Source organism: Pyxidicoccus trucidator (assembly GCF_010894435.1).
Taxonomy (GTDB): domain Bacteria; phylum Myxococcota; class Myxococcia; order Myxococcales; family Myxococcaceae; genus Myxococcus; species Myxococcus trucidator.
Genome location: NZ_JAAIXZ010000010.1, coordinates 330723 through 342401, shown reverse-complemented (window position 1 = coordinate 342401; position 11679 = coordinate 330723). Strand labels below are relative to the sequence as shown.

10 protein-coding genes are annotated in these 11679 nt (G+C 69.3%); 7 read left to right on the top strand and 3 right to left on the bottom strand.

Annotated features, from left to right (window positions below; all coding sequences use genetic code 11):
- Nucleotides 1-64: 64 nt before the first annotated feature.
- Entirely contained in the window at nucleotides 65-286 is a 222-nt protein-coding gene (locus G4D85_RS27630; RefSeq protein ID WP_164016996.1) for a hypothetical protein, read from the bottom strand.
- Between the two features lie 191 nt (nucleotides 287-477).
- On the opposite strand from G4D85_RS27630, the gene G4D85_RS27625 reads away from it, so the two are divergent.
- The 7 genes from G4D85_RS27625 to G4D85_RS27595 all read left to right on the top strand — a co-directional run bounded on the left by G4D85_RS27625 (nucleotide 478) and on the right by G4D85_RS27595 (nucleotide 8986).
- Nucleotides 478-1416, top strand: a complete 939-nt coding sequence (locus G4D85_RS27625) for an AAA family ATPase (RefSeq protein ID WP_164016995.1) — start codon at nucleotides 478-480, stop codon at nucleotides 1414-1416.
- A gap of 31 nt (nucleotides 1417-1447) precedes the next feature.
- The gene (locus G4D85_RS27620; protein WP_164016994.1) at nucleotides 1448-2863 is read left to right on the top strand and encodes a patatin-like phospholipase family protein; all 1416 of its coding nucleotides are present in this window, start codon (nucleotides 1448-1450) and stop codon (nucleotides 2861-2863) included.
- A gap of 103 nt (nucleotides 2864-2966) precedes the next feature.
- The gene (locus G4D85_RS27615; RefSeq protein ID WP_164016993.1) at nucleotides 2967-3914 is read left to right on the top strand and encodes a branched-chain amino acid transaminase; all 948 of its coding nucleotides are present in this window, start codon (nucleotides 2967-2969) and stop codon (nucleotides 3912-3914) included.
- Nucleotides 3915-4070: 156 nt separating this feature from the next.
- Nucleotides 4071-5408: an AAA family ATPase gene (locus G4D85_RS27610; protein WP_164016992.1), complete on the top strand. Its 1338-nt coding sequence runs from the start codon at nucleotides 4071-4073 to the stop codon at nucleotides 5406-5408.
- 116 nt (nucleotides 5409-5524) lie between these two features.
- Nucleotides 5525-6367, top strand: a complete 843-nt coding sequence (locus G4D85_RS27605; protein ID WP_164016991.1) for a Fic family protein — start codon at nucleotides 5525-5527, stop codon at nucleotides 6365-6367.
- A gap of 337 nt (nucleotides 6368-6704) precedes the next feature.
- Nucleotides 6705-7829 (top strand): DHH family phosphoesterase, encoded by a 1125-nt coding sequence (locus tag G4D85_RS27600; protein WP_164016990.1) that lies wholly within the window; start codon nucleotides 6705-6707, stop codon nucleotides 7827-7829.
- On the top strand, nucleotides 7826-8986 hold the full coding sequence (locus G4D85_RS27595; RefSeq protein ID WP_164016989.1) for a cysteine desulfurase family protein: 1161 nt from the start codon (nucleotides 7826-7828) through the stop codon (nucleotides 8984-8986). Before G4D85_RS27600 ends, G4D85_RS27595 begins: the two co-directional genes overlap by 4 nt.
- Here G4D85_RS27595 and G4D85_RS27590 read toward each other — a convergent pair.
- Both G4D85_RS27590 and G4D85_RS27585 read right to left on the bottom strand, forming a co-directional pair.
- Nucleotides 8975-10051, bottom strand: coding sequence for an ATP-binding response regulator (locus G4D85_RS27590; RefSeq protein WP_164016988.1), 1077 nt, complete (start codon nucleotides 10049-10051; stop codon nucleotides 8975-8977). The two genes, G4D85_RS27595 and G4D85_RS27590, sit on opposite strands and share 12 nt — an antisense overlap.
- Nucleotides 10048-11502: an ATPase domain-containing protein gene (locus G4D85_RS27585; protein WP_240359524.1), complete on the bottom strand. Its 1455-nt coding sequence runs from the start codon at nucleotides 11500-11502 to the stop codon at nucleotides 10048-10050. Before G4D85_RS27585 ends, G4D85_RS27590 begins: the two co-directional genes overlap by 4 nt.
- Between the last annotated feature and the right edge of the window lie 177 nt (nucleotides 11503-11679).

The following is an 11679-nucleotide window of genomic DNA, read 5'->3' as shown; positions in this document are numbered from 1 at the left end:
CGCCCCGGAATACTGGGGGGCTCGGGGTCACCCATGACATCCATGCCCTACCGGGGCGCGGACGTCACAGGGAGGCGCGTGCCTCGCGGACCAACTCCTTGAGCTGCAGGGTGGAGACCACGTGCCGGAGGGAAGCCTCGCGACCGTTGCTCTGGGCCTCCACCTGCGCGTTGTGCCACCGCAGGCGGAGCGTCCGCACCGCGATGTAGGTCAGCAGGAGCGGGAAGCCGCCCGGCATCAGGACCACCGCCACCGCCATCGCCATCTTCAACCACGCCCACACCATGACCGCTGACCTCTTCGCTTCGTGAGTTGCGAAGGGGTAGATGCACGACGTGTGCCCACGGTGCGCAGAATATTTCCCTACGTGGTTACGCCGGGTTGCAGGGCAGAGAGGCAGGTTGCCCACGAAATGGGGACTGGAACCCTGGCATTTTTGCCGCAGTCCCCGAGGAGGGGTCGGTTAAGTTTCCCGAGGTGAGCACCCCTTCGACGGCAGAGACGCGCCCCTTCAGCACCGTGGCGGACGCGGAGCAGCGCCTGGAGCAGGTCGGATACCTGTCCTCCCCCGAAATCGCCACGGCGGCCTTCCTGGCGGACCGGATGGACAAGCCCATCCTGGTGGAGGGCCCCGCCGGCGTGGGCAAGACGGAGCTGGCCAAGGCGCTGGCGCAGGCCCTGGGCCGCGAGTTCATCCGGCTCCAGTGCTACGAGGGCCTGGACGAGGCCAAGGCGCTGTACGAGTGGGAGTACGCCAAGCAGCTCCTCTACACCCAGCTCCTCAAGGACAAGATTGGGGACATGGTGCAAGGCGCCACCACCCTCTCGGAGGCCGCGGACCAGCTGGCCTCCGGCGACGCGGTGTTCTTCTCCGAGCGCTTCCTGCTGCCCCGCCCCATCCTCCGCGCCCTGCTGTCCGAGCGCCCCGCCCTGCTGCTGGTGGACGAAATCGACAAGGCGGACCCGGAGTTCGAGGCCTTCCTCCTGGAGGTGCTGTCGGACAACGCCGTCACCATCCCCGAGCTGGGCAACTTCCGCGCGAAGCACATCCCCCGCGTGCTGCTCACCTCCAACAACGCCCGCGAGCTGTCGGACGCGCTGAAGCGCCGCTGCCTGCACCTGCACATCGACTTCCCGGACCGCGAGCGTGAGCTGCGCATCGTCAAGTCGCGCCTGCCCGGCGTGTCCCAGGTGCTGGCCGAGCAGGTGGTGGAGGCGGTGGCCGTCATCCGCACGCTCGACTTGAAGAAGGCGCCCTCCATCAGCGAGACGCTGGACTGGGCGCAGAGCCTCGCGCTGCTGAACGCGGAGCAGCTCACCTCGGACCTGGTGGCCTCCACGCTCAACCTCGTCCTCAAGTACGAGGGCGACATCGAGAAGGCGAAGGCCAACCTCTCGCAGATCGCCCAGGCGTGAGGCGCCCGGCGCGCCCCGGGACACCTCGCCCGTGCTGCTGAAGGAACGCTTCCAGATCAACCGGCCGCTCGAGGAGCTGGAGCTCAACCTCGTGCGCGCGGCCATGGCGAACCCGGGCCTCCTGGAGGCGCGCGAGGAGGCCGTGCTCCGCACCGCGCTGTCGCTGGCGCGCCTCTACAAGGTGCAGCACGGCGGGCTGGACGTGGGCGTCGGCGCCCTGCTCACGCCCTTCCGCGAGGAGGTGGAGCGGCGCCTGTCCCCCGTGCTCGGTGGCACCCGCCGCCCCACCAGAGACCAGCTGGTGCCGCACGTGAAGGACTTGCGCGAGCACGCCGCGCGGGCCCGGGACGGGGTGGCGGCGCGGCTTCGCGAGCGCGTCCCGCTGGAGGCGTTGGATCGCGAAATCCGCCAGAAGGAGCTGGTGCTGGTGACGGGTGGCGGCGGCGGCACCGCGTTCGTCTACCTGGGGGTGATGAGCCTGCTGGACGAGCACGGCCTGGAGCCGAAGCTGATTGCGGGCGCGTCCATGGGCGCCATCCTCGCCATCATGCGCGCGCGCATGGAGCGCTTCGACCCCACGGAGATGATCAACATCGTCCGGGGGCTGTCCTTCCGGAAGCTCTTCCGCTTCATCTCCACGGAGAGCCGCTACGGGCTGCCGGCGGCGCTGCGCCTCTTCCTGCGCGCGGGGCTGGGGCGCTTCTTCGGCGCGGGGCCCGAGGGCAGCGGCATCCGGCTGAAGGACCTTCCGATTCCCACCCTCATCTCCGTGGGCGGCATCCGCCGCGGCATGCTGCCCCGCCCGCTGGAGTACTACGAGCGCCTGCTGGGCACGAGCCCGCTGGGCCTGCTCAACCCCGCCGGCGTGGCCCGGCGCATCCAGGCCGCGATGGGCGCCATGGCGGAGCTGTTCACCCGGCCCGAAATCACCGTCCGTCTCCACCTGGGCGCAGACGACACCACCGGCGACTTCGACGCGCTGGACGCGGCGGGCTTCTCGTCCGCGCTGCCGGGCGTCATCCACTATGACGTGCTGCGCGAGGACCCGAACATGCACTCGCTGCTGGACGGGCTGCTGGCACAGCACGGCGTGGCGCGCCTCATCGACGGTGGCCTGGTGGACAACCTGCCGGCGAAGGCCGCGTGGAAGGCGGTGGCCCGCGGCCGCATCGGCACGCGCAACACGCTCATCCTCGGGCTGGACGGCTTCGCGCCCCGGCTGGCCACGCCCTTCTGGCTCCCCCTGCAGCGGCTGGCCGCGATGACGGTGGCGCCCAACCTGCCCTACGCGCACCACGTCAAGCGCTTCTCCCGAACGCTGTCCCCGCTGGAGGTGGTGCCTAACGTAGAGCTGGCCTCGAAGGCGCTCCACCTGGGCCGCAAGGCCATGGCCGAGGACATGCCCTTCCTTCGCAGGATGCTCGCCCCGCTGCCTCCGGTATTGTGACGCCGGGTGAACCTCCCCATTACTGCTTTGACCTCATAGGGTTGGCTGGCTAGAAGGCCCAGGCAGCCCCATCTTGAAATCCCCCATGTGAAGGAACCTTCGAATGAGCTCGACCTCGAGTAGCACGGTGCGCGCGGACCAGATCTGGCTCGATGGGAAGATGGTGAAGTGGGAAGAGGGCAGCGTGCATGTCATGACGCACGCGCTCCACTATGGGCTTGGCGTCTTCGAGGGCATCCGGGCGTACAAGACGCATGACGGCCGGCTGGCGGTATTCCGGCTGCGAGAGCACATCCAGCGCCTGCTGGACTCGGCACACATCATCCAGCTGAAGATTCCCTACTCCGAGGACGAGCTGGTCGAGGCGTGCCTGGAGCTGCTGCGCAAGCAGAAGACCCTGTTCGCCAATGGCGCCTACCTGCGCCCGGTGGCCTTCATGGGCGACGGCGCCATGGGCCTGGGCGCGGTGAACCCCACCCGCGTGGCCGTCACGGCCTGGGACTGGGGCGCGTACCTGGGTGACAAGGGCATCAAGGAGGGCATCCGCGGCAAGGTGAGCTCCTTCACGCGCATGCACGTCAACGTCAACATGGTGCGCGGCAAGATTACCGGCCAGTACGTCAACTCCATCCTCGCCAAGCGCGAGGCGGTGCAGGCGGGCTACGACGAGGCCATCCTCCTGGACATCAGCGGCTTCGTGGCCGAGGCGTCCGGCGAGAACATCTTCATGGTGAACAAGAAGGGCGTCATCAAGACGCCTCCGCTGTCCTCGCCCATCCTGGACGGCATCACCCGCGACACGGTGCTCCGCCTCCTGCGTGACAGCGGCCGCGCCGTGGAGGAGGTCACCTTCACCCGTGACGCCCTCTACATCTGCAATGAGATCTTCTTCACCGGCACCGCGGCGGAAATCACCCCCGTGCGCGAGGTGGACAACCGCACCATCGGCACCGGCAAGCCCGGCCCCATCAGCCAATTCGTACAGGAGACCTACTTCCGCACCGTGCGTGGCCAGGAGCCCCGCTACGCGGAGTGGCTCACCTACGTCTGAGCGACGTCCCGCCCCGCCGCTCCTCCCATCCGGGGAGCGGGGGGCCCCCGGGCCCCGGGCCTGACTCCCTGCCCGGAGTCCGTACGGGGCTCCATGTGCACCGGCAGTCGCACGTCGTCTGCCCGCCGCCCTCTGGATGGGCTAGAACAGGCCCCGATGGCTCCCGCCGGGCACGCGTACGACGACAATCCGTTCAAGCTTGAGAACCCGTCCATCCTCGACATCGCTCCGGCCGAGCCGAAGTCGGTGGAGGAGACGGGCCTCAAGATGGGCCTGCTGGCCGACATTGCCCTGAAGTACCTGTACTACGCGGGTACTGGCACGGGCATGGGCATCGCGGACGAGATGTGCCTGCCCTGGCCGGGCGTCATCGAGCACGTGGTGGACTTCCTCACCACCGAGAAGCTCGTGGACCTGCGCGGCGGCAAGGGCTTCGGCCGCGCCTCCGTGGAGTTCATCCTCACCGAGAAGGGCCGCGAGTACGCGCGCGACGCGCTCACCCGCACCACCTACGTCGGCCCCGCCCCGGTGCCGATTGAGCAGTACAACGCCCTCATCACCAGCCAGACGGAGGAGACGCCCGTCGTCAGCCAGGAGGAGCTGGTGATGGCGCTCAGCCACCTCACCGTCCACGCCGAGCTGATGGACAAGCTGGGCCCGGCGGTGAACTCGGGCCGCTCCCTCTTCCTCTACGGCCCGCCCGGAAACGGCAAGACGAGCCTCGCCGAGGCCGTCTCCCACATGTTCGGCGGCGAGGTGTACGTCCCCCACTGCCTCGAAATCGGCAATCAGATCATCCAGGTCTACGACCGGCTCATCCACACGCCGGTGTCCCTGGAGATGGGCCGCGACTCGTCCGGCCGCCGGCAGACATTCGAGATGGACAACCGCTGGCTCCTCTGCCGCCGGCCCTCGGTGGTGGTGGGCGGCGAGCTGACGCTGGAGACGCTGGACCTCATCTACTCGGAGAGCACCCGCTTCTACGAGGCGCCGTTCCAGGTGAAGGCCAACGGCGGCATGCTCCTCATCGACGACTTCGGCCGCCAGAAGGTCCACCCCACGGACCTGCTCAACCGCTGGATTGTCCCCCTGGAGAAGCGGGTGGACTTCCTCACCCTCCACACGGGCAAGAAGTTCGAGATTCCCTTCGACCAGCTCCTCATCTTCTCCACCAACCTGGACCCCAAGGAGCTGGTGGACGAGGCCTTCCTCCGCCGCATCAAGTACAAGATTGAGGTCGGCAACCCCGACGAGGAGTCGTACCGGGAGATCTTCCGCCGGGTCTGCGAGGCGGCGGGCATCCCCTACGTGGAGCAGGCGGTGACGTACCTCGTCGAGCACTATTACAAGCCCCGCAGCATGGAGCTTCGCTCCTGCCACCCTCGCGACCTGGTGTCCCTCATCAAGGACGCCGCCCGCTACCGGCAGATACCGCCGGCGCTCTCCAAGGACCTGCTCGACCAGGCGTGCGAGGTCTTCCTTGTCAATCTGTAATGATTTCGTTGTTACAACCGTGCGGAATTTCTAGAATCCGCGTGCCGTTGTACTGCTCGGCCGCATGCTTCGGATACCGCCCGCGGCGGACCCGCAGCGAGAAGGAGCCGTAGTCCGTGAAGGAACGCTATCAGGACATCGACGAGAAGAACGAGGCGCTGCGCGAGTACCTCGACATCTACAAGGACAAGCAGCCCGCGCGCGAGTTCCTCGACAGGCTCGAGATGTCGTGGATCTACCACGACGCAGCGCTGGAGGGAGTCGTCTACACCCACCAGGAGCTGATGGCCGCGCTGTTCCCCGGCCGAACCAACGCGGAAGCGTCCATGATTCCGGTCGTCCTCGAGATCCGGAACCACAAGGCCGTCTGCGACTACATCCGCGAGGAGGCTTCCGGCGCCAAGAAGCAGGCGCAGATCACCCTCACCACCATCAAGCGCATCCACGACCTGTTCCTGGGCAACACGCCCGAGGCGCAGACGGAGCGGGCGCGGATGGAGCGGCGTGAGCGCACGGAGAAGGAGCTCGCCAAGGAGCGGGACCGCTCGGGCTTCCGCAAGGACATGCCCCTGCACCGCACCTACTTCCACGACATCGCCCAGCCCGCCAAAATCCAGCCCGCGCTGGAGAAGCTGGTGGACTACACCGCGAGCGCCGAGTTCCGCGAGTTCCATCCCATCAAGCAGGCGGCGACGGTGCAGCACAGCTTCCTGCAGATCTTCCCGTTCACCGAGCACAGCGGGAAGGTGGGGCGCATGTGCAGCAACCTCATCCTCGTGCGCAACGGCTACATGCCGGCCATCATCCACTCCATCGACCGGCAGCGGTACTACGAGTCCTTCCGGGGGCCCGTGGCGCAGTTCCGCACGGTGTTGATGGATGCGATGGAGAACTCGCTCGACAACGGGGTGAAGTACTTCAAGGACCTGGCCCGGAAGTACAAGGCCATCAACAACTAGCGGCCCTCCGCCCCGTCGCGGTGCCCACCGGAGCTCACGAGTCCCCTGCCGGAGGCGTGAGCCCACGTCCTCCCTGGACGGGTGCGACCGCCCGGTGGGACCGCCCCGGGTGCGCCGCACCCACCCCGGCCAACGCCAGAAAACCCTGGGATGTCGCGGGGATCGCCCTGGGAAGCCCGGCGAGGGAGCGCTCGGGCTCACGGCCTTCCGCTGTCTCGTGAAGGTTCCGGGCCTCGTCGACACCATTGGTGTGCTGGAGACACCGTTCCCCGAACGTTATGGGGAGAACATCCGGCTTCTCGAATCCCTCGGCCGGAGGAAGTAAAGAAGAGCACCCATGCCTGTGACCCAGTCCTTCAACAGCCGCCGAACCACCGGAACCCCCCCCGGAGGCGAGCTGACGGAGCCCCCGCCACCACGACTGGCCCAGTTGCCCGCCCGCGACAAGCTGGAGCGACTGCTCAGGGTGGCGAAGGGCCACAAGAAGGCCCTCATCCTCACCCACGACAATCCGGATCCGGACTCCATGGCGGCGGCGGTGGCACTCGCCCAACTGCTGGAGCGGCGGGCGGACGTGGAGGCCCGCGTCGGCTACGGCGGCATCATCGGTCGGGCGGAGAACATCGCCTTCGTGAAGGTGCTGAAGCTGCCCATCTCCCACGTCTCGCAGCTCGACTTCGACGAGTACGACCTCTTCGGCCTGGTGGACACGCAGCCGAAGGTGGGCAACCACTCGCTGCCCGCGAAGCTGACCGCGCACCTGGTGGTGGACCACCACCCGCTGCGCGAGGAGAGCCTGGAGTCGCCCTTCGCGGACGTGGGCGGCGACTTCGGCGCCACGTCCACCATGCTGGTGGAGTACCTGCGCGCCGCGCGGCTGGAGCCCTCCGAGGAGGTGGCCACCGCCCTCTTCTACGGCCTCAAGGCGGACACGAGAGACCTGGGCCGCGAGACGACGCAGACGGACATCGACAGCTACCTGTGGCTGTTCCCGCGAATGAACAAGCAGCTGCTCGCGCAGATTGAGCACCCCGAGCTGCCGGCGCGGTACTTCCAGCTGTACCACACGGCCTTCGAGCGGGCGAAGGTGTACGGCACCGCCATCATCACGGATTTGGAGGAGGTCTACTCCCCGGACATGGTGGCGGAGGTGGCCGAGCGGCTGATGTTCCTGGAAGGCACGAAGTGGTCGCTCGCCTTCGGCACCTACCGCAACCAGCTCTACATGAGCCTGCGGGTGAAGGACCGGCGGATGAACGCGGGCCGCCTCATCCGCGAAATCTTCGAGGACTACGGCGGCTCTTCAGGCGGCCACGGCAGCATGGCGGGCGCACGGCTGCCGCTGTCCGGCAAGGCGGCGCAGCGCAAGGCGCTCAAGCGCGAGCTGGTGAGCCGCTTCAAGGAAGCGTTCGGCGTCGCGGGCGAGCGCCCGGTATCGCTGCTGTGCGCGCAGGACACGTGATCTACTGGGACTACAACGCCGCCGCCCCGGTGCGCCCGGAGGTGGTGGCGCTCCTGGCCCACGCCTTCTCGCAGGGCGGCTTCGGCAACGCCTCCAGCGTGCACCAGGGCGGCCGTGACGCGCGCGCCCGGCTGGACGCCGCCCGTACCAAGGTGGCCCGGGTGCTGGGCTGCGAGCCGAAGGAAGTCACGTTCACCGGCTCCGGCAGCGAGGCGGACGCGCTGGCCCTCGTCGGCGCCTTCCACGCCAGGCCGGTGCCGGAGCGGCGCCGCGTGGTGACGTCCGCGGTGGAGCACCCCGCCCTGCTGGGCGCGGTGGCGCAACTGGAGCGCGAGGGCGCCCACGTCGTGCGCGTGGCGCCGGGGCCGGACGGGCGCGTGCGCGCGGAGGACGTGCTGGCCGCGCTGACGCCGGACACGGCGCTGTGCTCGCTGATGTGGGCCAACAACGAGACGGGCGTGGTGCAGCCCGCGGCGGAGGTCGCCCGCGCGTGCCGGCAGCGGGGCGTGCTCTTCCACACGGACGCGGTGCAGGCGGCGGGCAAGGTGCCGCTGTCGCTGCGCGAGGTGGACGCGGACCTGCTCTCCCTGTCGGCGCACAAGTTCGGCGGCCCTCCGGGCGTGGGCGTGCTGGTGGTGCGCAAGGGCGTGGACGTCCGGGCCCTGACGCCGGGCCACCAGGAGGGCGGCCGGCGCGGCGGCACGCAGAACGTGCCCTACGCGGAGGCCCTCGCGCTGGCGCTGGAGCTGGCCTCGGCGGAGCAGCCGGAGATCGCCATGCGCGTGGGCGCGCTGCGTGACGCCTTCGAGCGCGAGGCGCTGGCGAGCGTGCCCGGTGTGGCGGTGAATGGCGCCGGGGCGCCGCGCGTGCCCAACACCAGCAACCTGCGCTTCGACGGCGTGGAGGGCGAGGCGCTGCTCATGGCGCTGGACCTGGACGGCATCTGCGCGTCCTCCGGGGCCGCGTGCGCGTCGGGGACGCTGTCGCCCTCGCACGTGCTGCGGGCCATGGGCCTGACGGCGCCCCAGGCGCGCGGCAGCCTGCGCTTCAGCCTGGGCCCGTCCACCTCCGAGGCGGAGGTGGAGCGGGTGCTCCAGGCGCTCCGCCAGTACGTGCCCCGCGTCCGCGAGCTCGCGGGCCAGGCTTCAGCGACGTAGCGGCAGCCGCAGGTGGAAAATGGAGCCCTCGCCCAGCGAGGAGCGCACCGACAGCGAGCCGCCATGCAGCCGCGCGAGCTGCGAGGCGATGAACAGCCCCAGCCCATGGCCCCGGTTCGGGTCGTCATCCGCCCGCTGGAAGCGGTCGAAGATGTTGGGGAGCTCCGCGGCCGGTATCCCCACGCCCCAGTCCCGCACGTGGATGACGGCCTGCCCCGGGCTGAGGGACAGCCCCAGCTCCACCCGGAGGTGCTCGCCGCAGTACTTCACCGCGTTGGAGAGCAGGTTGTTGAGCACCTGCCGCACGCGCTCGGTGTCGAAGGCGAGCATCACCGGCGTGTCCACCTCCGACAGCATGAACTCCACGTGCGGCTCCAGCTCGCGCCACTCCTGCACGAGCTCGCGGAGGAAAGGGACGAGGTCGCAGTAGGACGGGCGCAGCTCCATTTTGCCCCCGGACAGGCGGCCCGCGTCGAGGATGGAGGTGATGAGCCCGTTCATCCGATCCAACTGGCGGAGCACCGCCACGGCGGAGCGTTGCTCGTCCTCACTGCCCCGCTTCTCCATCTTCCGCAGCAGGAGCTGCGCATTGAGGCGGGCCGAGCTGAGGGGCGTCTTCAGCTCATGGGCCACCCAGTGGAGCACCTCCTCGCGCATCGCGCCCACCGCCGGCCGCTTGTCGCCCGGCGTCCGGCTCTCGGGGGCCGGGGCGGGAGCGCGCAGCCGCAGCGCCGTCGAGACGGCGTCCTCGAAGGTGGACAGGTCCACGGGCTTGGACAGGAAGGTGTCCGCCTCCTCGCGCCCCGAGGGCCGGGCCGCGCTCAGCAGCACGAAGGGCACGGAGGACAGCGGGGGCTCGGCGCGCATGGCCCGCAGCAGCTCCATGCCCGTGCGCCGCGGCATCATGTGGTCGCTGACCACCAGGTCCGGCGGCTCCGCGCGCGCCAGGGTGAGGGCCTCCTCCCCGTTGTGTGCGCGCAGGGCGCGGTGCCCGAGCCCCTCCACCACCTCGGCGAAGACCTCGAGCAGCGCCTCTTCATCCTCCGCGATGAGAACCCGGCTCATTCCGTGGACCCGATGCTGGCGCCAATGGGCCGGGCCTGGCCCGTCAGCAGACCCTCCGCGGAGCGCAGCGGCGAGAGGACCTTCATGCCCGAGTCGGCAATCTCGAACTCACGCAGCTGGTTGTCGTACTTGCTGTCGCGCATCTTCAGCACGGACAGGATGCGGTGGATGCGACCGCGCAGTTCCACATAGCGCAGCAGCAGCAGGTTCTCTCCGAGGATGGCAATGGGCGCGTCGCTGAAGTCCAGCTCCGTCCCGGCGATTTTCGGTACCTCGCGCGTGAAGAGCGCGGTCACCCCCGCCTGCCGCAAGCGCAGGGCGAGCGCGGCGAGGAAGTTGCGCCGCCGCTCCGGGTCCTCGATGGACAGCTCCAGGCCGGTGAGGCCGTCGATGACCAGCCGCTTCGCACCCAGGCGCTGGAGCTCCATGAGCACCTTGTCCACGACGAAGTCGGCCTCGGCCTCGACGGGGCGCACGTGCAGGTAGGTGAGCAGGCCGGCGCGCACGTGGCGCTCCACGTCCAGCCCGATGCGCCGCGCCCGGGCGTTGAGGGCGGCCGGGGAGTCGAAATAGGAAACGAAGAGGGAGGGCTCCGCGTGCCGAGCCCCCTCCACAGCGAAGTGCGCGGCGAGCAGCGTCTTGCCGATGCCCATGCTCCCCGCGAGCATGGTGGTGCTGTGCAGCGGCAGCCCGCCCTCCATCAGCACGTCCAGCTCCGGCAGGCCGAAGCCGGCGCGGCCTTCGGGAGGCGCCACGTCCTCCCCGCCAGGCTCCTGCGACTCCAGCCGGGGGATGAACCGCACCCCGTCCGTGCCGATCTGCATCTGGTGCTCGCCGGTGAGGTGCGGGCGGCCCCGAAGCTTCACCACCTCCACGCGGCGCAGGCGACGTGCGGCCCGCTTGTTGACGGACAGCGAGACGACGCCGTCCACGGTGGTGGCCTCCGGGAGCGCGAGCAGCTTCTCCAGGGGGTACTCCGTGGTGAAGAGTCCCACGCAGTCCGCCGCCGCCAGACCGATGCCCAGCTCGTAGAGGAACTCGCGCAGCTTCGCCTCGTCCTGCCACAAGTCACGGATGGCGCGCAGCCCGTCGATGAAGAGCAGCTTCGCGCCCCGCTTCCGCACCGTCTGGACGAGCAGGTCGCGCGTCTCCCGTGCCCCCTGCTTCAGGGTGGAGTACGCGCTCATCACGAAGAGCTTCTCGTCGAGCAGCTCGCGCTGGAAGAAGGAGAACCCGGACAGCTCGGTGACGAGCTTGTCATGGGGCTCGGAGGTGACGGTGGCGAGCACCACCGGCAGCCCCCGCGCCGCGGCGAGGAAGGCCACCTGGCTGCACAGGAGGGTCTTCCCGCAGCCCGGGTCCCCCGTCACGATGACGGACTGACGCCGCGGGATGCCGCCACCCAGGAGCGTGTCGAAGCTGGGAATGCCACTCTCGAAGAGCGGCCCCATCCGGCTGCTTTCCATCTGGTGTCCATCGAGCGAAGGGTGCGGCGCGCAGGGCTCTACCGCTCAAGCAGAGGGTGCGAGGAGAGGGGCGCCCCGTACCGGGGCCCATGGTTCCGGAAGTAACAACTGCGAGCACGGAGGGCCAGATGTCGCGCGCCGGCTCAGCGCCCGAAGTGCCGC